20 protein-coding genes are annotated in these 22,498 nt (G+C 47.9%); 4 read left to right on the top strand and 16 right to left on the bottom strand.

All coding sequences use genetic code 11. The annotated features are described in order from the left end of the window. Window positions 1-155 precede the first annotated feature (155 nt). Window positions 156-1,013, top strand: a complete 858-nt coding sequence (locus AC1DE7_RS22435; protein WP_477535210.1) for an aldo/keto reductase — start codon at window positions 156-158, stop codon at window positions 1,011-1,013. A gap of 154 nt (window positions 1,014-1,167) precedes the next feature. Here AC1DE7_RS22435 and AC1DE7_RS22430 read toward each other — a convergent pair whose 3' ends face one another. The 9 genes from AC1DE7_RS22430 to AC1DE7_RS22390 all read right to left on the bottom strand — a co-directional run bounded on the left by AC1DE7_RS22430 (window position 1,168) and on the right by AC1DE7_RS22390 (window position 13,136). After that, window positions 1,168-3,267: a glycosyl hydrolase family 18 protein gene (locus AC1DE7_RS22430; RefSeq protein ID WP_477535209.1), complete on the bottom strand. Its 2,100-nt coding sequence runs from the start codon at window positions 3,265-3,267 to the stop codon at window positions 1,168-1,170. Further along, window positions 3,268-4,839 carry a chitinase gene (locus tag AC1DE7_RS22425; protein ID WP_477535208.1) on the bottom strand — a complete coding sequence of 524 codons (1,572 nt, stop codon included), beginning with the start codon at window positions 4,837-4,839 and terminating at the stop codon, window positions 3,268-3,270. Window positions 4,840-5,214: 375 nt separating this feature from the next. Beyond that, a complete protein-coding gene (locus AC1DE7_RS22420) occupies window positions 5,215-6,279 on the bottom strand; it encodes a pectinesterase family protein (protein ID WP_477535207.1) in 1,065 nt (354 codons plus the stop codon). Continuing rightward, window positions 6,276-7,388: a glycoside hydrolase family 88/105 protein gene (locus tag AC1DE7_RS22415; protein ID WP_282319890.1), complete on the bottom strand. Its 1,113-nt coding sequence runs from the start codon at window positions 7,386-7,388 to the stop codon at window positions 6,276-6,278. The genes AC1DE7_RS22420 and AC1DE7_RS22415 overlap by 4 nt, the downstream gene beginning before the upstream one ends. An 88-nt stretch (window positions 7,389-7,476) precedes the next feature. Next, window positions 7,477-8,445, bottom strand: coding sequence for a LacI family DNA-binding transcriptional regulator (locus AC1DE7_RS22410; protein WP_477535206.1), 969 nt, complete (start codon window positions 8,443-8,445; stop codon window positions 7,477-7,479). Window positions 8,446-8,484: 39 nt separating this feature from the next. Then, entirely contained in the window at window positions 8,485-10,080 is a 1,596-nt protein-coding gene (locus AC1DE7_RS22405) for an extracellular solute-binding protein (protein ID WP_074092752.1), read from the bottom strand. A gap of 68 nt (window positions 10,081-10,148) precedes the next feature. Next, window positions 10,149-11,030, bottom strand: a complete 882-nt coding sequence (locus tag AC1DE7_RS22400; protein ID WP_036612222.1) for a carbohydrate ABC transporter permease — start codon at window positions 11,028-11,030, stop codon at window positions 10,149-10,151. Window positions 11,031-11,059: 29 nt separating this feature from the next. Continuing rightward, window positions 11,060-11,965: an ABC transporter permease gene (locus AC1DE7_RS22395; protein ID WP_047841090.1), complete on the bottom strand. Its 906-nt coding sequence runs from the start codon at window positions 11,963-11,965 to the stop codon at window positions 11,060-11,062. Between the two features lie 367 nt (window positions 11,966-12,332). Further along, the gene (locus AC1DE7_RS22390; RefSeq protein WP_477535205.1) at window positions 12,333-13,136 is read right to left on the bottom strand and encodes a helix-turn-helix domain-containing protein; all 804 of its coding nucleotides are present in this window, start codon (window positions 13,134-13,136) and stop codon (window positions 12,333-12,335) included. Window positions 13,137-13,253: 117 nt separating this feature from the next. Between AC1DE7_RS22390 and AC1DE7_RS22385 the strand changes: the two genes are divergently transcribed. Together AC1DE7_RS22385 and AC1DE7_RS22380 are read left to right on the top strand one after the other, a co-directional pair. After that, complete coding sequence (locus AC1DE7_RS22385; RefSeq protein ID WP_477535204.1) at window positions 13,254-14,477, top strand: MFS transporter; 1,224 nt, start codon at window positions 13,254-13,256, stop codon at window positions 14,475-14,477. A 78-nt stretch (window positions 14,478-14,555) separates the two neighbouring features. Continuing rightward, complete coding sequence (locus tag AC1DE7_RS22380; RefSeq protein ID WP_074092755.1) at window positions 14,556-15,338, top strand: ABC transporter ATP-binding protein; 783 nt, start codon at window positions 14,556-14,558, stop codon at window positions 15,336-15,338. A gap of 198 nt (window positions 15,339-15,536) precedes the next feature. Here the strand turns inward: AC1DE7_RS22380 and AC1DE7_RS22375 are convergent, their stop codons facing one another. From AC1DE7_RS22375 to AC1DE7_RS22350, 6 genes are all read right to left on the bottom strand, one after another. Beyond that, a complete protein-coding gene (locus AC1DE7_RS22375; RefSeq protein ID WP_477535203.1) occupies window positions 15,537-16,265 on the bottom strand; it encodes a class I SAM-dependent methyltransferase in 729 nt (242 codons plus the stop codon). A gap of 153 nt (window positions 16,266-16,418) precedes the next feature. After that, window positions 16,419-17,714, bottom strand: coding sequence for a glycosyltransferase family 2 protein (locus AC1DE7_RS22370; RefSeq protein WP_477535202.1), 1,296 nt, complete (start codon window positions 17,712-17,714; stop codon window positions 16,419-16,421). After that, the gene (locus tag AC1DE7_RS22365; protein WP_477535247.1) at window positions 17,707-17,850 is read right to left on the bottom strand and encodes a hypothetical protein; all 144 of its coding nucleotides are present in this window, start codon (window positions 17,848-17,850) and stop codon (window positions 17,707-17,709) included. The genes AC1DE7_RS22370 and AC1DE7_RS22365 overlap by 8 nt, the downstream gene beginning before the upstream one ends. Window positions 17,851-17,873: 23 nt before the next feature. Next, window positions 17,874-18,749, bottom strand: a complete 876-nt coding sequence (locus AC1DE7_RS22360; protein WP_127550375.1) for a diguanylate cyclase domain-containing protein — start codon at window positions 18,747-18,749, stop codon at window positions 17,874-17,876. A gap of 24 nt (window positions 18,750-18,773) precedes the next feature. Then, entirely contained in the window at window positions 18,774-19,883 is a 1,110-nt protein-coding gene (locus AC1DE7_RS22355; RefSeq protein WP_477535201.1) for a glycosyl hydrolase family 8, read from the bottom strand. A gap of 101 nt (window positions 19,884-19,984) precedes the next feature. Further along, window positions 19,985-20,491, bottom strand: a complete 507-nt coding sequence (locus tag AC1DE7_RS22350) for a MarR family winged helix-turn-helix transcriptional regulator (RefSeq protein WP_076252229.1) — start codon at window positions 20,489-20,491, stop codon at window positions 19,985-19,987. Between the two features lie 158 nt (window positions 20,492-20,649). Here AC1DE7_RS22350 and AC1DE7_RS22345 point away from each other — a divergent pair, with 158 nt between their 5' ends. Further along, the gene (locus tag AC1DE7_RS22345; RefSeq protein ID WP_127550267.1) at window positions 20,650-21,090 is read left to right on the top strand and encodes a GNAT family N-acetyltransferase; all 441 of its coding nucleotides are present in this window, start codon (window positions 20,650-20,652) and stop codon (window positions 21,088-21,090) included. A 167-nt stretch (window positions 21,091-21,257) separates the two neighbouring features. On the opposite strand, the gene rlmN is transcribed toward AC1DE7_RS22345, so the two are convergent. Then, the gene (rlmN, locus tag AC1DE7_RS22340) at window positions 21,258-22,352 is read right to left on the bottom strand and encodes a dual-specificity RNA methyltransferase RlmN (RefSeq protein ID WP_100526739.1); all 1,095 of its coding nucleotides are present in this window, start codon (window positions 22,350-22,352) and stop codon (window positions 21,258-21,260) included. Window positions 22,353-22,498: the final 146 nt, after the last annotated feature.

Below are 22,498 nucleotides of genomic sequence, written 5' to 3'. Positions count from 1 at the left end.
TCAGTTCCAGCCTTCGAGGGGAACCGGTTTCATATGGTATTTTATTATAATACGTTGAACCCAATTTGATCTACTATGATTTAATTTTGTATGATAAAACAACAAAAATTCAGCTTAATATGACTGATTTTTACACACTTTAAGGAGGAAATCTCATGACAACAGCTCAAACCGCACAACATTTACAATCCACAGTAACTCTGCATAACGGTGTTTCTATGCCTTGGTTCGGACTTGGGGTATTTAAGGTAGAAGAAGGATCTGAACTGATTGAAGCCGTGAAAAATGCGATTAAACATGGATACCGCAGCATTGATACTGCTGCAATATACGGCAATGAAGCCGGTGTTGGACAAGCGATTGCAGAAGCTTTGCAAGAAAACAACCTGAAACGCGAAGAACTGTTTGTTACATCTAAAGTATGGAATGCAGACCTTGGATATGAAGAGACACTTGCCGCTTTTGATACCACATTGAACAAACTGGGACTGGAATACCTTGACCTGTATCTGATTCACTGGCCTAAGGCAGGCAAATACAAAGCAGCCTGGAAAGCAATCGAGGAACTGTACGCAGCCGGCCGCATTAAGGCTATTGGCGTAAGCAACTTCCAGATTCATCATCTCGAAGACCTGATGCAGGATACCAAAGTGAAACCGATGGTCAATCAGGTGGAATACCACCCTCGCCTGACTCAGGTTGAGCTTAAGGCTTTCTGTGAAAAGAATGGTATCCAGTTTGAAGCTTGGTCGCCTCTGATGCAAGGTCAGCTGTTGGACAACCCAGTGCTCACGGCGATTGCTTCAGCCAAAGGCAAATCGGTTGCACAAGTCATCCTGCGTTGGGATCTGCAAAATGGAGTCATTACCATTCCGAAGTCCACCAAGGAAAACCGAATTATCGAGAATTCCTCCATCTTCGACTTTGAACTTTCAAATGAAGAGATAGATCAGATCAGTGCTCTGAACGAAGATGTACGCGTTGGACCTGATCCGGACAACTTCGATTTCTAATGAATAACCTTTTTGGAGCCTGATTGGTTTGACATAACATAACGAAAAAACACCGGACCAGTATCCGGTGTTTTTTCGTTATGTTCTCTTCCCTATAACCAAGCCTCGCTAACACTGCACGTTTCAATTCAAAATGTTGTAATCCATTTTTTAACTATTGAACCTGCCACAATGCAGGGACATTGGATGGTTCCCACCCAGACAAGGATGTGTGGGACTGCAAACATTTATACGTCTTGTTGCTATAGGTGACCAGCTGTCCTACAGTATAGGCTGTATTCGCCTGCCAGGCGGAAACGCCCGGATTTGTCGTTCCTGCTGCCGTTTTCACAGTCACCGCATTGCTTTCAGCAGAACCATTACCCGCCGCATCCTTTGCTTTTACCGTAAATGTATACGAGGTATCCGTTGCAAGCCCGCTGATGGTTGCTGTCGTTCCGGTCACGGATGTCGCCAGAGCCGCTCCATTGTACACGTCATAACCCGTTACACCCACGTTATCCGTGGATGCCGCCCAGCTCAGCGTTATGCTGGATGTTGTTTGCGCCGTTGATGCCAGGTTCGTCGGTGCAGTTGGCGCTTGCGTATCACCTCCCGGTTGAGTCGTAGTGCTCACGTTTACAATATTACTGGCTGCAGACAGATTGCCTGCCGCATCTTTTGCTTTGATCGTGAAAGTATAAGAAGTACCTGCGGTAAGTCCACTGATCGTTGCTGTTGTTCCTGTGACGGATGTTGCAAGATTACTGCCATGATAGACGTTATAACCGGTAACCCCTACATTATCCGTTGAAGCATTCCAAGCCAGTGTAACCGAGTTTGCCGTCACGCCTGTCGAACGGGCATTACCGGGTACGCTTGGCGCCGTCGTATCTGCTGGAGGCATTGTACCTCCGGTAGGCAGATCGGCTTTCAATTTATTTTGAAGTGTTTTATTCCGGTCACCGCTAAGTTCCCAGAACATCGCTCCGCCGAGTCCTTTGCTTTTGATATAAGCGGTTTTATATCCAATAGACTCCGCATCATCATAGCTAATAAAACGCTTGTTGGTCGCATTATAGAGATATGGCACCTTGGCAATGTCATTCCAGTAACGCGTGTACCCGTTTTTGTTAATGTAGTTGGTCTCCAGATCATAAAAATCAAAGGAGCCTGCTTCCCATGTTCCAACGGAAGAACCTACCGCGCAGGTCTGATACTGGCCATTGCTTGCCTGTGCGCATCCATCCCAGCCACGTCCATAGAACGGAACACCAAGCACAAGTTTAGCTGCCGGTACGCCAGCATTCAAATGCCCTTGTGCTCCGGCAGCCACATTAAATGTATTGGCATCCGGCACCCCAGCAGCTGAAGCCGCAGGGTCATAGTTCAACGGCGCGTTATGCGCGCTGACTTTTTGCCAGGCCCCGTTAAAATCGTATGTCATAATACTAATCCAGTCGACGATGGCAGCTATATTGGCAAGCTCAGTATTCGCAGCATAGGTCGTCGATGCACCGCTTGCAATCGTAAGCAGATACTTCTTGCCGTCCACAGCTCCGGCAGCATCCAACTTCTCACGGATTTTGCTCAGAAGCAGTGTGTAATTTTGCTTATCCTCAGGACGTTTGCTGTTACCATCAAGTCCGCCTGATACCGGGTACTCCCAGTCCAGATCTACCCCGTCAAAATTATATTTCCGCAGGAAGTCGACGGCAGAGTTTGCAAATACCTCTCGCGTTGCAGCAGTCGTAGCTACATCGGAGAAGCGGTTGGACCATGTCCATCCTCCCACGGAGATGATTGTCTTCAGATTAGGATTGATCTGTTTCAGCTTGTTAAGCTGATTGATATTGCCTGCAATGGGCTGATCCCACGTATCCCCTGCAAATGTCTTGCCGGTATCAATCCATGGATCGCCAAGCACGATCGTTCCATTGGGTACATTGATCGTCTGGCTCTTCTCATTCTGACACGTCCAGGTCACCGGGTTAGGGCCTGAAGGGTCCGGATTTCCATGAATACCGTTCCAGCAAATATCGGCAAACGCATAGTTGATATGCGTGACTTTGGTTGGGTCGATATCCGTTACATTATAGTTTCTCCCATACGCAGCCCATGACGGGTAATAACCAACAATTTTATAAGAATCTGCAGCTGCTGCCGTAGCGGGTTGGAGCACAAAAGAAGGAATAATGACGGATAAGAGCAGGGATAGACCCAGGAGAAACTTCGCGGTTTTCTTGACAGCAGTGTGTTTATTTAAATGTATCATCTAATACACAACCTCCTTTGTCGTTTGCGTACTCAGCCCGTTCAGGAACGGACGATGTGCGCTCGAAAACTGGTTATTCGTATATGCATCCCAGTTGATTGACCAGGTCATAATCCCTTTTATCCCCGCATAGCCCGCAGGCTGGAGCAAGGTATAGGAACCGCCGTATGACACACCTTTGATTAGGTAATTCAGTGCCTTTTGCAGCTCGGCTGGCGTTGTATAACCACCTCCAGCAGCCTGCTGGGAAGCCGGTACACCGATGGCAATCTGATCCGGTCGTAAGGGACTAAAGAAAGGGCCTATGCTGCCGCCTACATGAAAGCCTTGAAGCAGCATCTCCACCATGGCCACATGGAAATCAGCTGTTCCTTGAGCGTAAGAGCGCCCATCCAGCCCCACCATGGAGCCCGTGTTATAGTGCTGCACATGAAGCAGGGTCAGGTCATTACGCAAGGCATGGATGACTGGCAGGTAAGCTCCCCAAGGGCCGCCGTAGCTCAGATATCCACCCTGTACATAGGCCGTCTCCGGCGCAGCCGTCAGGATGAAATTGGCGCCGAAGTGTGACTTAACCGCTTTCACACCTTGGATGAGGTTAACAATTTTCGGTGTAGTTGGACTACGGAAATCGGTATCCCCTGCATTCAGAGACAAGGAACTTCCTTCCAGATCGATATCTAGACCATTGAAACCATACGTGGAAATGATTGATTTTAACGAATCTTCGAACTGCTGTCTCTTGGTCGCATCGGTGAGCTCAATGGTACCGTTGGCTCCCCCCATGGAAAGAAGTACTTTTTTCCCCTGGCTTTGCAGATAGGCAATATCGGATTTGAATTCGCCTACCGTCGCATTGTATGGAGTAAAAGCAAGCGTTCCGCTGCCATGTGAAATCGGTTCGGCAAAGGAGACATTAATAACGTCATAGGCTGTTGATACGTTACGAAGTCTGATATTGGTTGAACCATTGTCGAAGTTATGCCAGTAGCCAATCAGCCATTTGCCGCCGGTTGGCCCCGGATTGGATGTTCCATTGGAAGTTGTCACACTGAGGGAGGTACTCGCAGCGGATATATTGCCTACGGCATCTTTGGCTTTTACCGTAAAAGCATAAGTCGTGCTGGCTGTCAGTCCGGTGACTACAGCTGTTGTAGTTGAAGTACTTGTCACAAGAACGCCGTTCCGGTACACCTCATACCCCGCTACGCCCACATTATCCGTGGATGCATTCCAGGAAAGACTCGCAGAGGTGTTCGTGACGGAGGATGAAGTCAGACCCGCAGGAACAGAAGGTGGTGCCGTATCTGGCGTCGGCGTTTCCCCTCCCGAACCTTCCCCCACGTATTTCCACAACGCGGGCACAACAGAGGGCTCCCATCCGGTCAAAGCTGTGTGTGCCTGGATACACTCATAATCTTTATTTTGATATGTTACGAGGTCTCCTTTCTTGTATGCGGTGCCTGCCTGCCACTGGGCGGCGGCATCGGCTCTCGGTGCAAACCACGAAATAAGAAGAAGAAATGCCAAAGCAAATGTAATGACCGGGCGGAATCGAACAGCTTGATTCAAGCAAAATCCCTCCTGTACTAAGGATACGTTCACCTTGCAAACAAAACTTCAATTGTCCATCTGAATCTGATCTGTGATCGATTAGAGCCAGCCCCATTCAGCCATCTGATGTTGCGTGTCACTTCACTCCCTTCCCTTACCAAAATGGACCTTCCCTCTCGTGTTCTTTTTTTGCAGGCACCATCCAAATTTTACAGGGAATTTACAGATCCTCACCCTGTATTTAATCAGTAAAATGCAAAAGAGATAAGGGATAAAATAGTTCTATTGGGGGCGAAAAATGTAATATAGCGCACAAAAAAGGTTTTCTTTCAACTCCTTAGGAGACTTGAAAGAAAACCTGTGTTAGATATTGCGCAGAGAAGAGGGCGTATCTTACTGCCGCTGCTCCCCTCTCCCTTCCAAAGGTTGCCACTCATCCACGCCGGACAGAATCAGAGGTATAGTGTACTCGGCCGCTTCCTGTTCGGTCAGTATTTTGGCCCAAGGCACACGATCAGCAACACATCCGGCACCAGGTCCGGCGCTGTTATATTCAGCATACTGAACGGTCTGCTCTGCATCTGTCTTGTTCCAGTTGTGCCATCCCTTCCGCTTCACATGAGCGCCGATCCAGCAGTTCAGAAAACAGACTTTGGCATGATGACGCCACGGTCTGCCCAGATACACCGACTGCGGCGGAGCATTGCTGGTCAGATCACAGTCCAGAAACACATAGCCGTAACGCACATCCTCCGGCGTAGAGGCTGCGGTAATCCAACCGTTCACTTGTCCATCTGTAGCCTCCGCTTCAGTCAGGCGATTCTTCGTAAAGATCTCGCAGCCCTTAAACACTACCGTAGCCGAACCAAAAATAAAATCGATATCACCTTCGATGTAACAGTCCTCGAAATACTGCCGCAGTTTACGCCGCTCGGCACCATCGCGTGGCCCGCCAAAATAACTGCGATCCATGGGCTGCTCCGGCAGCGGGCCGGTGAAGATCGTATCCTGGTGACCGATCAAACGACAGCGGCGAAAGGCCGCCCGGTCTCCATCCACATAAACGGCCAGGGCCTGACCAACCTGCTTGCCTGGCCCGGCATCATTTACGAAGGAAATCCCCTCTGCCGTGAAATCATCGGCACCAATGAAAGCCGTATAGGAATGAAACGTATGATATGGCGACCCGTCCGGAAACTTCTTGAGTGCATGATCATCATACGTAATGATCGTCTGCTCCGCCCCCTCACCAATCAGGTGGATGCCCGGCTTCTCCATATGCAGCTTCTCATGATAGACACCAGCCTTCACTCGAATTGGAACGATTCCGATGCCATTCTCCGGCAGCGCATCAACTGCGGCCTGAATCGTCACATAATCCCCTGTCCCATCTGAAGCAACAGTCAGACAGGGAGCTGATGATTCCAATGCTGTATTTGGTAATCTCTGCTGCGTCATGGCAGTCGCTCCATTTCCAGTGCTGCCAGCAGAAGCGGAGCCACACCCATAAAGGAATCGCTTACAACCGCTTCGGTTACATAGTAGTTGTACGAGCCATCCCGATCCAGGCTTAGTCCTGCGCCATGACAGATCCCGTTTAACCGAACGCCGTCAGCCGTCTCCTCCACCAATCTGGAGGACAGTCCCTGCCATCCCTTCTCCGCCGCAGCTCTGAAATGCGGCTCCAGATACCTTAGTCGCACACCCTTCGCAAGTGCATATACAAACATGCTTGACCCGGATGCTTCCAGATAGTTGCCTTTGCGAAAGCCCTGATCCAGCACCTGGAACCATAACCCGCTCTCCTGCTCCTGCACGCGTACCAGAGCATGACACATCCGTTCGAAGATGCCGATGATGGTTCCGCGCTTTGGATGATTCACGGGGAAATGCTCCACGCTGTCTACAATCGCCATGGCATACCAGCCCATCGCCCGGCTCCAGAAGTGTGGTGAGCACCCTGTCGATGAATCTGCCCAGACCTGCTCCTTCGATTCATCCCAGCCATGATAGAGCAGCCCGGTCCGCGGATCACGGGTCTGGCGTTCGATCAGCAGAATCTGATGTGCAACTTCATCCCATAACTCGGGACGATGAAATGTCTTTGCATACTCGGACAAAAAGGGAGAGGACATATACAGGCCGTCCAGCCACATCTGGAATGGATAGATTTTTTTGTGCCAGAAACCGCCCTCCGACGTGCGGGGCTGCCCTGCAAGTTGTGCTACCAGGAGATGAGCCGCTTCTGCGTAACGCTGATCTTCAGCACCATCCAGTAATGCAAACAGATTTTTCCCCTGATTAATCTGATCCAGATTATATTCTTCCAAAGTATAGGTGCCAATAGAGCCGTCCGGCTGGATATACAGGTCCATATGTTTTTTCATAAAATCAACATACTCTTGCTTGCCATAATACTGCCCGGTTCGTGCCATCGCCATCAAGGTCATGCCTTCCACGTATGCCCATCGTCCCGAAGGGAACGCATGATAACCGTCCCCGTCACATTGCTGGATGATCGTTGCTGCAATTCGCTCAGACCAGGATAACTGTGTCTGTACCTGCATAAGCAATTCCTCCTTGAATGTTGTACTCACCTAATACATACATGTATGACTAACGGATAACCGCTTCACTCTTCAAAGGTTGCTGTTCTTATTGCCGACACATTGCCGTTGAATTGCGAAGGTTCAGCTTAGGCTGAATGACTACCGGAACATCGACCTGTTCATCACGGATTAACGATACAATCAGCTCTGCTGCCTGCACGGCCAGTTCATCCAGAGGCGGGCCAATTGTAGTCAAGGCCACTTCCGCATATTGCATATCCGGCAGATCATCATACCCGATTAACGAGATATCGCGTGGAACACTGTAACCTGCCTCAAGTAAAGCCCGGAGTGCCCCTCGGGTGACCAAGTTGTTCAGTCCAATAAATGCTGTCGGCGAATCCGCCCCAAACGCATGATTACGTATGGCAAAATACCCGTCTTCCCAAGAGGAATGCGCTGGCAACACATGGTCTTCGTTAAAACCCAGACCCGTACGCTGCAACGCTTCCCTGTAACCCTCCAGCTTGACGTGCTGGGAGTTGCCGATGAATCCGATTCGGCTGTGGCCCAGCGATTTCAGATGCTCCACTGCTTTGAACAGCCCTTCTTTGCGATCAATCTTGATGTAAGGAGAGTTCGGCGCTTCATCAGTACCCAGCACAAAACATGGCATGTTGAGTGTTGCGAACTTTTTCCAGAACATCTCCCGATTGTCCAGTGCATAGTCCCACAGAATACATCCGTCCACGCGCAGCTGGCTGAAGACATCCACGCCATCATCCGCCACAACCAGGATCATCTGATATCCCCGCTTCTTCAGCTCGTTGTGCAGACGGCCGGAGATGTTCGAGAATAACGGATTGCTCAGCTCATCCAGCACAAAACCGATGATGTTGCTTCTGCCTGTGGAGAGCTGCCGGGCCAGCATGTTTTTCCGATATTGATGTTTCTCTGCGACTGCAAGCACCTTCTGCTTTGTTGCCGGTTTGATTCGGGGATCATCATTCAGCGCCTTTGATACCGTGCTATAGCTCACCCCCGCAAGTTTGGCAATGTCTTTAATGGTTATCAAAATCAATCAACACCTCTCATACGCCTGAAGCCCTATTTCTTATTTCTGTGCAGATTTATAACGATCATATTGTGCCTGTCTGCCCGCAATAACCTGCTCTATATTCATCTTTTTCAACGTCTCAATATAACTGTCAAACTGGTCCAGACTGGCGTCCCCGCTAATAAACTTAAAGTTCATCTCTTCCACATATGTCGTGATGTCAGGCATCGCCATGCTTTCCACACTCGCTTCATCCGGCAGGGCATAGACAAACGGGAACGGTTCGCGCACATACGGCTCCAGTTCTTTATCCATCTTTGCATGCCAAGGGGCTACGACGGAATCAGCAGAATCGGTGGATTGGATGTTCGGCAGATTCACCGGACCAATGCCAAGCTTCTGGATGTATTCATTGTCCTTGCCTTTGTCCGTAAATGTCTTCACGCCATTCTCTTCCGTATACGTGTCATCCTTGATGCCCCACGTATAATACGTCTGTGCTTCCTCACTTACGGCATAGTCCAGGAAACGGAAAGCAAGTTCGGGATTTTTACTATCACGTGTAATGCCAAAGATGCCACTCACTGGTGTACGTCCTACATAGAACTGATCCCCATGCGGTCCTTTCAGTGGTAAAATGCCTTTGATGATTGGCTCTTCCGGATTGTAATCCTTGAACAACGGACTGTAGACCATTGACATATACCAGCTAAAATTAAACGTTGCTCCCGTCACATCCTGAGAGATGCGCGACGTGACCTGATCGCTCGTGGTACTCGCATAATCCACCCCAAGCAGACCTTCCTTGTACAGTCCGTTCAGATAGGTCAAGTACTCCTTATAGGTAGGCTCATAATAGCTGAAATGTACTTTGCCCTGATCATCTGCATAGAACTGGTTGGACAGGTCGAGACCAAATGCCGGGCCAAAGGCCATTGACACAAATTTTGCTTCCATGGATAGCGGAATCTCATCGGCTTTTCCGTTGCCGTTCGGGTCATCTGTCTTGAATTTGCGCAGCATCGCCGTGAATTCATCCAGCGTGGTTGGCTCGCTTAATCCCAGCTTATCAAGCCAGCGCACATTAACCATAAATACCGGCATGTAGTTGCGGGTTAACGTCTGCTGCGGGATATAATACATTTTACCATCTGGCGTTGTTAAACTGGCTTTAACCGAAGGTGACTTTTCATATATTTTTTTGAGATTCACGCCGTACTTCTCTACCAGTTCATTAATCGGAATGAATAGACCGCTGTTAATGTACTTCATCAGTTGATCCTGATCCGGCAGGTACACGATATCGGGCAAGCCGGTACCAGCAGCCAGCCTCGGATTGACGGCATCCGCATAGTTCTGCGGCGGAATCAGATCCCAATCCACCGTCACACCAGCGTTGCTCTCAATTTTCTTCACGATGGCTGCGGTGGACAAGTCCACATTGGTCGTCCAAGCGTTGGTGCCGAGAATAGACAACTTGGCATCCGGTTGATCCGTCACCGGCCCTGCTCCGGTATAATTGAAGGCTGGCTCCGAACTGGACGGGGTGCTCCCCGCATCGGTTCCCGCCCCTGTTCCGCCGCTACATCCCGCCAGGCTGATTGCCAGTATCGCTGCGATTACACTTTTTCTTCCTGCCCCTTTAAATCTCATCCATCATTCCTCCTTGGTATGAACCATTTTGAACTCCCTTGAATGACATGACACTTAAGTAAGTAAAGCTATCCTTTCACGGCTCCGAGGGTAATTCCCTTAACGAAGTACCGTTGGATAAACGGGTAGATCGTAACAATAGGCAGAATGCTGACCACAATGGATACATAACGAACCTGAAGGGAGGAGACCGCCAGCGCACCAGATGTCATCGTACCGCCCATCTTCTGCATCACTTCCGGCGAAGCCATGATCAGCACTCTTCGCAGGAACATCTGTAAGGGCTGCATATCCTGTTTGCCCAGATATAATAGGGCCGTGAAAAAGTTGTTCCAGTGGAATACCGCATAGTACAGCGTGAGCACAGCCAGTGTTGGCTTAATGATTGGAACCGCCAGACGATACAGCATCGTCATCTCGTTGGCCCCGTCTATACTGGCACTTTCGAAAATTTCATTCGGAATGCCTTCGAAAGCTGAGCGGCAGATCATGACGTTAAACGTAATCACCAGCACAGGTAACACCATAACCCAGCGAGTGTTGTACAGCCCAAGCGAGGTAATCAGCATGTAGACCGGAATGAGTCCACCCGAGAAATACATGGTGAAGGCGATGAAGAAATTCAGCTTGCGACGTAAGAAAAACTGCTGTCTGGATAATGGAAACGCCGCAAGACATGTTGCCACGATGTTCAACAGTGTGCCTACCACGGTGTACCAGAGGGTGTTGTAGAACGAAACCCACAACTCCTTGTATTGCAGTACCATTTGGTAACCTGACAGGGTAAACCCAACGGGCCACAATACAACTTTTTGTTTGTCGATGGCATCCACCGAGCTGAATGAAATACTAATGACGTACAGAAAGGGATACAACGTGACAACAACCGCCAGTATGGTCAGCAGGTAGACACATCCGTAGAACAAACGGTCACTTCTCGATTTTTGCATACAGGTCTCCTTTGGTCCGGGTTATAGTCTTACCAGAGTGACATCTTGGTCAGGCGGCGGGTCATGGAATTGGCAGCAAAAACAAGGATAAAGGTGATGATGGAGTTGAACAGGCCGACCGCTGTGGCGAAGCCGTAATTCTGGCCCTCAATCCCCATCCGGTATACATAGGTGGACAAGACATCAGCCGTTTCGTAGGTGGCTCCGTTGTAGAGCAGATATACTTTCTCGAAACCTACACTCATAATGCCGCCAAGCGACAGAAGCAGAAGAATGACGATGGTTGGTTTGATACTGGGTAGGGTCAGGTGCCAAAGCTCCTGGAATTTGTTGACGCCATCAATTTTGCCGGAATCATACATCTCGGGGTCGATCCCCATAATGGCTGCAATGTAGATGATGGAGCTGAAGCCAAAACTTTGCCAGATGTCGGAACTCGTGAAGATGGTACGGAACCAGCTCGCATCCATCATGAAGTTCACTTTTTCCATGCCAAGACTCGCGATGAGGGTGTTCACAATACCGTCTGTTGGTGACAGGAAGTTAATAATCATGCCAGCTACAACAACAGTGGAGATGAAGTGAGGAAGGTACGTAACGGTCTGGGCAAATCGCTTGAATGTCCGGTTCTTGATCTCCACGATGCAGACAGCGAATAAAATCGGAATGGAGAAACCAAACAGGAGCGGCAGGAAGGCGAGCAAAAATGTGTTACGCAGCAGTCGCCAGAAGTAGATGGAATTCACGAACTGTTCGAACCAGCGCAGTCCCACCCACTCCCCGCTGAGCATGCCCTGACCCGGCAAGAAATTACGAAATGCCAACAGCACGCCAGGCATCGGAAGGTACATGAAGATGAGGTAATACAGAAAGATAGGCGAAAACATCAGTAGCAAATATTTATCCCGTCTGATCAGGCTGAACAGCGTGGACATGCGTTTTTTCAACGTGAAACACTCCCCTTCGCTACATAATTACAACGTTTGAATTTTTGAATAAAAAGGAACCGTCATTTCACTGACGTATTTGTTATTTATCTCATTCACATTTTGTAATAACCTATACTAATCTGCATAAAAACGAGGTATTTTCTTGGAATAGTCCTCCTTACACCGTATTTCTGTCTTTTCAATACTTGCCATAACCATAATTACAACGTTGTAATTTTAATCTAAATGTATACGCTTACATAAACTTTTTCCCATCTTAGCAAAGTCTTCAATGTTTGGCAACAACAAAAATCAGTGGCATGCTGTAACGTACTAAATACAGTCTCGCATGCGCGAGACTGCCCGTTAAAATCTACACATGATTCCGATATTCCATCGGTGTCATAACATACACTCGCTGAAAGGCTCTGTAAAACTGACTGACGCTGGAAAATCCCAGTTCATAACTGATTGTGGTTACTGAATCCGTTGTATGGCGAAGCCTCTTGGACGCTTCTTCTACGCGCAAATTCAGCAGATATTGATACGGTGTTGTTCCCGTAAGAGCCTTGAAAGAACGCATAAAATGATACCGGCTCTGATGTGCAACCATCGCCATCGAATCAATATCCATTGGGCCTGTATAGGCACTGTGAATGTAATCCAACACTCGTTGGAGATGAGGGTCAATGAATGTACCGGGATTTACAGTCCTTTTTCCATTTTCCTGCCCCGTCAACATACGTCTTAGATACGTCTCGATCGCCATTTCTGTTTCCTGCACTTGCAGCATTTCAGGCACATCATCTAACAAAATGGAATTCCAGCCACGAAACAGACTGCTGATCTCAGCAGGATCAAAAGTCTGGGTAGGTCGAAACTCAGCTCGCCCCCCTCTTGACTCCACACCTTCGAAACTGCCTAATGGCGGTTTACGGAACTTAATCACAATGACAGCCGAATCCGACCCTATCTCAAAATAATGCTCAGTCTGGGGATGAGCAATAATCCCTATCCCTGCTTTTAGCGGGTATGCATGCCGTTCCTGTACCAGATGACATTGACCTCTGACCGGCAGCGTTAGCTGATACCAGTCGTCATGTACATGCGGCTCATTCGCAAACCCTCCGGTAGCTTTCCATAATTCCAACCCATTTAGCGTCATGTTTAATTCCATCGTTTGCTCACCTGCTGACATTATAGCAAATCGTGCTCACTTTCCAAGCACTTTTCACAAAGACATGATCTGCCCCCATCTTTTATCATTGAAAAAAATAATTCGAGGTGATCTCCCATGGCTCAGGCCACTTTAAGCAAAATGCAAATCAACTCTTCAGCCAATTGGGCACTTGCCGGAGTCAGCTTCGCCCATCTGCTGAATGATGCGATGCAGACAGTGGTTCCGTCTGCATTCCCACTATTCCAGCAGACCATGCAGCTCAGTTTCGCCCAGATGGGCTGGATTGCCTTCACCCTGAATATTACCGCATCCGTCCTTCAGCCACTGGTCGGTTATATGTCAGACCGCAAGCCAATGCCGATCCTGCTTCCCGGAGGTATGCTATTCTCCCTGATCGGTGTTCTCGGTTTAGCTTTTTCTTCCGAGTTATGGATGTTGCTTGTTTCGGCAGCATTAATTGGCATAGGCTCATCCATCCTCCACCCCGAATCCTCACGCGTGGCTCATATGGCGGCTAGTCGTGGACGTGGAATGGCGCAGTCGATCTTCCAGGTGGGAGGCAACACAGGACAGGCTATTGCTCCATTACTGGTCGCCTTCATCCTGCTGCCACATGGGCAGCGTAGTTTTCTATGGCTGATGGGCTTTGCCCTGATCGGCATCTTCATTCAGTCTATGGTCAGTCGTTGGTACAGAGACAAGCTTGCCGAGACTCGCATTCGTCAGCAACTCCCTCTAAAATCAAGCGGCGCAGGGCCAGCAGCTCGGCCTGTGAGCCGGGGATTCATCGCTTTTACAATGGGAATTCTCATCCTGCTGCTGTTCTCCAAATTCGTATATATTGCAGGCATGACCGGGTATTACGCCTTCTATTACGCCGATGCATATGGCTTGCCTCTCTCCCAGGCACAGATTTGTCTTTTTATATTGCAATTTGCAGGTATGGTCGGGACCTTGCTCGGCGGCCCACTCGCTGACCGCTACGGACGCAAACCGATGATCTGGTTCTCCATTGCAGGCACTGCACCGTTTTCCCTGATGCTACCTTATGCGGGCCCCGTCTTGTCCATGGTATTATGCGGGATGATTGGACTCATCCTGATGTCCGGCTTCAGCGTCATCATTGTTTATGCACAGGAATTGCTTCCTCGTCATATTGGAACGGTATCCGGATTGTTTTTTGGCCTGTCGTTCGGAACGGCTGGGCTTGGCTCAGTTGTGTTAGGTTCCTTAATTGACGTGACCAGCATTTCGTTTGTTATCAAGTTATGTTCGTTTTTGCCACTGCTTGGTGTGTGTGCTGTATTTCTGCGCAAGGACCAACCAAGAACAGCGTGATAACCGTTGAAACCTCTTTCGTTTTGTGACTACAATACATCTAGGACACTCGAGGATAACAGAAGGGAGGAATAACGCATGATTATTGATGTACAGCATGTCACTTGGAAAAGGGGACCCCTTACCCTGCTGAACGATGTGAGCTGGCAGGTGAATGACGGTGAACACTGGGCGTTGCTTGGCCTGAATGGCTCCGGCAAAACAACACTCCTGAACATGATCACCGGGTATCTCTGGCCGACCGAAGGCAAGATATCCGTGTTAGGCCATGAATATGGGGATGTGGATCTGAGACAGCTTCGCAAATCCATTGGCTGGGTCAGTTCATCTCTCCAAGAGAAATTGCACGGTACAGACCGCACGCAGTATGTCGTGATCAGCGGTAAACACGCCACCATTGGCTTGTACGACAAGCTGTCAGATGATGATCTGGATCAGGCACAGGAATTGATGCAAACGCTGGGTTGTCAGCACCTGTGGGATCGCGAATATCGTACCTGCTCTCAAGGCGAGAAACAGAAACTTCTCATTGCCCGAGCACTGATGGCCAATCCGCGGGTACTCATTCTGGACGAGCCTTGCAATGGACTGGATCTGTTCTCAAGAGAGCGACTGCTGGATAGCATCCGTGAATTATCACAGCGTCCAGATACCCCGTCACTCATCTATGTCACCCATCATACCGAGGAAATATTGCCTGTCTTTAGTCACAGCCTCCTGCTTCGCCGGGGTGAAATAGTCCATAGCGGATTAACTAACAATCTGATGAACACCGAAGTGCTGAGTAACTTCTTCGAGGCACCTGTGGAAGTTGATCGGCACGGAGAACGTGTCTATGTCAGAGCAGCGGCGGATTCATAATTGCGGGGTTATACACAGCAAACGTAACATAGGTGAAGAAACTTAACAGTAAAAGCCCAATATCTTATCCACATGTGGATAGATTTCGGGCTTTTTACTCCTATATCTAGTGTTATCCACCGTTTTCTGTGTAGAACTTTCTAATTTATGAGTATAACTTTACGGTTTCATCTATTTATCTATACGTTTACCAATATCCTATTTCCGCACACTTAAAAACAGAAACAGTGGAATGCGTTGCCTCCGCAGATAGGTTTCCTCGTTTACAAAATAAGCACGCTGTGGTGCTGACTCGCGCAAATGTTCTACACGGAACCCTGCCCGCTGTAATGCCATAAAATACGATTCAATGGAACGATGCATCTTTTTCACAGAACCGCCCAGCCACTGCTGCTCCCGATATCCTTCTACAAAATACTGATCAACCACCCAATCCGTTCGAGTCCCGGAGGGTTGCAGTGTGGACGTGATCACAGGATGTTCTACAGAGAATACAAATGTCCCGTTCTCTTTCAAAGTATTGTATATGTTGCGGAACAGGCTCTCCACATCTTCAATATAGTGAACAGCCAGTCTTGATATAACCAGATCGTATGCTCCGGCCGGGTAGGTCCAGTCTTCCATGAACGCTTGCTCAATCCGGGCATTTAATCCTTTTACCGATTCGTTAGCTGCCTGAATCATATTCACAGAACCCTCAATCCCCGTATACGTCGCACCTTCGCGCTCCCTACTCAGCAATTCTGCGGCGAACCTTGCATCTCCACAACCAAGGTCCAGTATGTTCTTGCCGGCAACATCTCCAATCAACTCCAGCATCACCGGCTTCTCCAATGTATCATTGGCGTTCTCCTGCCACTTGCGACGTTCCATGTACTTCTCAAAGTTCGCCTCATCATCGTAAAAATCCGATCCTCTTTTCTTCATTCCGTGACCCTCCATTTCGGATAAGCATGCTTCCTATTTACAGCCTGTAAGAGTATACAGAATATGGATGTGTCTGGCTATAACAAAAAGACTGTTTACTGAAGTTATCCAGCAAACAGCCTTTCTGCCTTACACTTATAACATTTACGCCGCTTAGCCAAAACGTTCTGTTTTGTACCATTTGCTTTCGCGTTTTCGAATCTTGTCCATGATCAAGGAGTAGAACGCCTTGATCGAGATCAGGATGAACAACTGTGCATACGTGAAATAGGACACGCAGGCATAGATGAAATTACGGGTATTGCTTTGTCCAATATCTGCGGCAAGTGCCAGATTGATCTGTAACACGTAAATAAAGTACATGAGTGCCCAACCAATGACCAGGAACACATATGCATCGCCGGCAAACTGGAACGGTGAACTTACCTCCGGTTTAAATATGGCAATGACCCGATAGACCAGATTCACGAGAAATATAATATCCGATACAATGATCGCAAGCATAAACCAGAAATAACTGACGGCATAATAGATGACCAGCAACTTATTACGCCAACTGGAACGGTTAAACAGGTTATGGATATTATCCAGTACCACCTGGTAGTTCCCCTTGGCCCAGCGTTCGCGCTGCTTCATGTATACACTAAGCTGTTCCGGCTCCTGCTGATAGGCTTCCGCTTGCGGCGCAAGTGCCACAAACTGTCCGCGATTCAAAATCTCGAATGATAGCGCCGTATCTTCTGTAATGGCTGTCACATCCCAGCCGCCAATCTCCCGGATCAACTCGGTTTTGATAATGTAATTCGTTCCAGGGATGGAACCAAGCTGGAACAATTCCCACAGACCCGTGTGATACACACGTTGCGAAGTAATGATCTCCAGATTAATGCATTTGGAGAGGAAATTCTGTCCTCTGTTGCGTGCTTTGTTTCTACCAAAAACCACGCCATATTGTTCAGGGTTCTCCAGCGATTTTTGCGTCAAAAACATTAATGCATTCCGTTCAGGTGCGGCATCTGCATCGAAGATACAGATCCAGTCGCCCGTGGCAATTTCCAGTCCGTCATTTAATGCCCCGGACTTGCCACCGGTTCCTTTTCGCTCCATTACCGTCACATTGCGATGCCTATAACTGGTCTGACTGAGGAATGATCTCAGCTTCTCTGCGGTATCATCTGTACAGTTATCCGCGATCACGATGACCTGGACTTTATCCTCCGGATAATTCAGGCACAGAATATGCTCTACTGTCGCAACAATGACTAGACCCTCGTTATGCGCAGGTACCATGACCGTGACTGTTGGATAATGATCCATATTTTCAGGGATCTGAATCCCTTTTTTGTCCTGTTTATTAATAAAACGAATCGCACCTGCCATAATAACAATCGACTCGAATACGGCAATCCAGATGCTGAATATCGATAACAGCAGAATAAAATCAGTCAATTAATTTCCTCCGATCGTACTTGCGATTGACTTTTGACCGAAAACGAAGGGTAGCAATCGTTAACCAAATCGTGATTACCGCAAATAAAGAACTGACGGCGATACAGATCGGGATGAACCAGGACATATAGTCCACAGCAAATCTCTCCTTCCTGTTCGTTAGATATATTCACCAATGAGATCCGTCTCTGTGTTCCGTTCCAGCGCCGCAATAACTGCATCGATATCCTTATACTTACTGAATTGTTCCTTGTGGAATACCAGCGCACCAGTTCGAATAACCGTCTGCAATTCATTTCCCCTTTTATCGATGATCTGCAGATCCATCATGGCTTTTTTGATCCGTTGTTTCAGAATGGGCATGTACTCCGCATTGGTCATCGGGCAGATAATGACAAACCTTCCCCGATCCACAAAAAATTTATAATCCTCAAACCGAATCTGCTTCTGTATGGTAGTGGATAGTTCAATAAGGAACTGTGCATAACGCACGGAACCGAGTGATTCCAATACCAAAGGCAAAAACTCGATCTTGAACATCGCCATGCTGAATCCATATTGCTCCGAATAACGTCTGGCCAGATTACTTTGCTTAACAAGTGTGTCCGCAAGAGCACCCTTATTACCCAGGGAGGTGTCCAGATCAATCTCTGGATTACGCCCCTTAAGCTCCTGCAGACGCTCTATGACACGCGCTCTACGCACAAGATTTGCCTTGATAAAGGCAGCCACAACCGCATTAGCCGGAATGAGCAACCACCATGAGAACGTAAGCACATTAACATCCGCGTAAGTAACAAGCCATACAAAATAAGCGACCAGATATATAAATCCGAGGACGACAGACACTCCGACAGGTATCACAAAACCCAGAATCAGCGCTCCAAGCGACACGATGCTAAACACAAAATCCTGTGTGGTATAGCTCTGATTCATATAAATTTTAAGATAGACAGCGAGCTGCTGAATCACGGCTAATCCGATCAAACTGGCATATCCCCATGCAATACGACGGATGGGTGCTTTATTCCTCATCATAGGTTTATTCTCTCCAGTAGATTATTTCTTAAATGAATTTTGTAATGCAGTCTCTCCAAGCAGAGGAAAAAGATTATCAAACAGATGTGTGTTACCGTCAAATACATATCCACCTGGATAACGAGAGTCCTGACCACGCAACGTAGTCATATGGTTATACAACTGTTTGGCCCATTTTGGATCACCTGAACGAACAGCCAGTAAAATGGCGAGGCCATATACCGAGGAAGATTCATAAGAGACGGCAGGTGTGCGTGATTCTCGCTTATACTGTCCGGGCAGCTGATGCCGGGTGTTGAACTCTTTTTTCAAAAAAGAAATGAGCTTGTCCGGTCTGCGGTCGGTCACGGTTAGATGATTCGCCACGATCAACTGGTCAATCAGATTCACCGTATCATCATACGTAAATTTTTTATGGACTACATCGAAGGTCTTCGGATAGAACAATCCATCGTCAGGCATCTTATTCAGCAAAGCTTCGTACTTGGCATAGGTTCCCGGTTCCACCATCTGATGTTTTTCCATCAATTGAAGAGACGGGAGATCAACATAAACCAGGCTTAATGTATCTGTGGAGTGACCACTCGCAAAATCGTGAAAATCCACATAATATCCTTTATTCTGAACCGATTGCGAAAGTGTACGGGATATTTCCGAAGCCGTTTCCAGTTTGGCTTCTCTTCCTTTTTTCCATTGATCTGCTGCCTTTAATAAAGCACCAACAATTCGAAAATCATCGCCAAGCGCGTTGGTTGTCACTTGAGATTCACCTTTAGCATCCAGCTTCCAGGCAATATATTTTTGCGGCATGAGGAAATAGGTGGTCAACAGTTCATAGCTTTCCTCGAATAACGCCTGATCATTCTTGGCTACAGCATATTTCATCCAAAGACCAAGTGACTCAGATAAAGCCTCTCTGCCTGCTACGATGTCCGCTCTCTCTGAGGTAGCATCTTGCAAATAGGTCGCAATTGTACCATTGGGATTAGTCATATGATCTTGAACAAAGGATACCGTAGGGGATGATTCATTCATCACAAACCGCTCCTTCACAAAAATAATTAACGCTGCCGTGATACTGACTGCCAATATGATCCACCACGTTAGCCTTTTCCGGTTTACTCGTTTCATGACTCCCTCCTGTACTGATGCTTCTCTGGCATAATGGCTCTTCTCCTTTAGATAGGTCCGGCTAGAGTCTGGGATGCAGGGGTCAAGAATCGTTCCTCTGTTCATTCCGAAATATCCATGTAGGGTCGCCGTCCACCCTTTTTGACAAATTTCCAGTCCACCTCGATATTATGTCGCATTCGACGGAGAAGCATTACCGCGGTCTCGATCTCTTCCTCCGTCAGACCATCCAGAGTCACCTGATCCGAATGCACGCCCTCTTTACGAATGAATTCCCATGCTTCAAGCCCAGCTTTGGTGGGATACAACACTTTATTCTTCTTATTACCCATTGCTGGCTGTTTAATAATGAATCCATCGGATTCGAGTTTGCTAATAGCTCTGGCCGCCGTCGTGCGATCCACTTTGATCAGTTCAGCAAGCTGATTCGGAATAATGCCCGGATTCTCACAGATTCGATACAGATATAGATATTGTCCACGGGACAGGTTCAGATGCTGAAACTCGACATTACTGATTGAATCCAGACAGCGGGCAATCATACCAATTTCACGCAGCACTTCTTTTTTCTCAGTCAACACACTCACGCCCCTATAAAATTGTTGCATTCGCAACATAATTGATGGTATAACTACTGTTGAATTAGTTTCAATTTTAAACACATAGCTCAAACCGTATATATGGAACGAAAATCGTTCCATATTCCTGTTATGTACCAGTTTATCACGTCAGGATAACATTACGATCACCCAAAGGAGAAACATTCATGAATACAACGATTGTTGAAGTTACTAATCAGGAATTGCTCGATGCCTGCTTCGCCATTCGTACTGCTATTTTCGTCGAAGAACAAGGCGTATCCGCAGTGGATGAATTCGATGCTTATGATACATTAGACGCGGAGGCGCGCCACATTCTGCTCTACGTAGACGGTGTACCTGCCGCTTCCTCCAGACTGCGCATTGTGGAACAGGTCGCCAAATTGGAACGGATCTGTGTCATGCTTGATTACCGTAAACACGGCCTGGGCCGTGTGCTGATCGACAAGCTGGAGCAGATGGCTGTTGCTGATGGTCTTGAGAAAGCCAAGCTACACGCACAGGTACAAGCTTCCGGGTTCTACGAACGTCTCGGATACGCACCCGCGTCGGAAGTATTTATGGAAGACGGCATCCCCCATCTGCTGATGACCAAAAAACTGAAATAATGAAACTCCAAAAAACGCCTCCGTTATCACTTCTCAGTGATATACAGAGGCGTTTTGCATTCAGGCAACGCATTTGCGAACTCAACAACGGTAGGTGGCACGTACAAATTGCAGGCACTGATTATAACAACCAAGTATCCTAACTTACTTGCCAGACGCGTTGTATCTTATCCCAGTGCCAGACGGTCTGGCTCGGATTCGGCAGCATTGTTCTTCATTTGTTTACTGCGCAACTGTCCGCAAGCAGCATCGATATCCGTACCATGTTCCATACGTACAGTGGAGTTGATGTTGTTCTTTTTGAGCGTATCATAGAAGCCGAGAATCGACTCTTCTGTACTCCGTTGATACTGACTGTGCTCATCCACCGGGTTGTATGGGATCAGGTTCACACTGACCATACTTCTGCGACTGGATAACAGTTCAGCGAGCTCCGCGGCATGCTCACGTTGATCATTAACATCACGTAACAGGATGTACTCAAACATGATGCGTTTGTTGGTTTTAGCCAGATAATAATCCACCGCATCCATCAATTGCTCAATCGGGAAAGCCCGGTTGATCTTCATGATGTGTGTACGCAGTTCATTATTAGGTGCATGCAGAGAGATCGCCAGGTTAACCTGCAGACTGCTATCTGCAAATTCCTTGATTTTGTCCGGAAGGCCGCTCGTGGATACAGTTATCCGTTTGGCGGCAAGTGCCAATCCTTTGCGATCCTTGATAACTTCGATGAAATCACTCATGTGCTGGAAGTTGTCGAATGGTTCGCCAATCCCCATCACAACTACGTTGGTTACCCGTTCGTTTTGACCCGCCGCATCCAGATGTCGCTGCACATGCATAATCTGTTCCACAATCTCTCCAGCGGTCAGGTCTCGGCTCTTCTTAATCAGACCGCTCGCACAGAAGCTACAGCCAATGTTACAGCCCACTTGTGTGGTCACACAGACGGTAAGTCCGTATTTTTGCCGCATCAATACCGTCTCAATCAGGTTGCCGTCCTGCATCCGAAGCAGAAACTTCACGGTACCATCTGCCGATTCCTGCTTCACATGTTCGCTCAGCGAGTTCATGGTGAAATGCTCGGAGAGAACGTCCAGACATTCCTGACGGACATCGGTCATCGCAGGGAAATCGTGAACACGCTCTTGATATAACCATTCCCAGATCCGGGATGCACGGGATTTTTTCTGCCCATGCTCCGGTAGCCAGGAACGTAATTGCTCTAATGTTAATCCATATATGGATGATTTGTTCATTGTATAATCCTCTTTTCGCAAAAAAGCATATGGCTTATCGGTCCTACCCAAAAAACCTCTACTCCGTATTGTCCCAAAATTGACGAGGGAAAACAAGGGCTTTTGCATTTCTTCCAAGAGGTTTTATCCATGGTAAATCTGCACAA

It is taken from the genome of Paenibacillus sp. 10L310 (assembly GCF_056395745.1).
Note: the sequence above shows the minus strand (reverse complement) of the source record. Positions and strands in the feature narration are given on the sequence as shown.

Coding starts and splice junctions, on each gene's coding strand:
- AC1DE7_RS22435 (WP_477535210.1), top strand. CDS start 156: ATGACAACAGCTCAAACCGCACAACATTTACAATCCACAGTAACTCTG.
- AC1DE7_RS22430 (WP_477535209.1), bottom strand. CDS start 3,267: ATGATACATTTAAATAAACACACTGCTGTCAAGAAAACCGCGAAGTTT.
- AC1DE7_RS22420 (WP_477535207.1), bottom strand. CDS start 6,279: ATGACGCAGCAGAGATTACCAAATACAGCATTGGAATCATCAGCTCCC.
- AC1DE7_RS22415 (WP_282319890.1), bottom strand. CDS start 7,388: ATGCAGGTACAGACACAGTTATCCTGGTCTGAGCGAATTGCAGCAACG.
- AC1DE7_RS22405 (WP_074092752.1), bottom strand. CDS start 10,080: ATGAGATTTAAAGGGGCAGGAAGAAAAAGTGTAATCGCAGCGATACTG.
- AC1DE7_RS22400 (WP_036612222.1), bottom strand. CDS start 11,030: ATGCAAAAATCGAGAAGTGACCGTTTGTTCTACGGATGTGTCTACCTG.
- AC1DE7_RS22395 (WP_047841090.1), bottom strand. CDS start 11,965: ATGTCCACGCTGTTCAGCCTGATCAGACGGGATAAATATTTGCTACTG.
- AC1DE7_RS22390 (WP_477535205.1), bottom strand. CDS start 13,136: ATGGAATTAAACATGACGCTAAATGGGTTGGAATTATGGAAAGCTACC.
- AC1DE7_RS22385 (WP_477535204.1), top strand. CDS start 13,254: ATGGCTCAGGCCACTTTAAGCAAAATGCAAATCAACTCTTCAGCCAAT.
- AC1DE7_RS22380 (WP_074092755.1), top strand. CDS start 14,556: ATGATTATTGATGTACAGCATGTCACTTGGAAAAGGGGACCCCTTACC.
- AC1DE7_RS22375 (WP_477535203.1), bottom strand. CDS start 16,265: ATGAAGAAAAGAGGATCGGATTTTTACGATGATGAGGCGAACTTTGAG.
- AC1DE7_RS22360 (WP_127550375.1), bottom strand. CDS start 18,749: ATGAGGAATAAAGCACCCATCCGTCGTATTGCATGGGGATATGCCAGT.
- AC1DE7_RS22355 (WP_477535201.1), bottom strand. CDS start 19,883: ATGAAACGAGTAAACCGGAAAAGGCTAACGTGGTGGATCATATTGGCA.
- AC1DE7_RS22350 (WP_076252229.1), bottom strand. CDS start 20,491: ATGCAACAATTTTATAGGGGCGTGAGTGTGTTGACTGAGAAAAAAGAA.
- AC1DE7_RS22345 (WP_127550267.1), top strand. CDS start 20,650: ATGAATACAACGATTGTTGAAGTTACTAATCAGGAATTGCTCGATGCC.
- rlmN (WP_100526739.1), bottom strand. CDS start 22,352: ATGAACAAATCATCCATATATGGATTAACATTAGAGCAATTACGTTCC.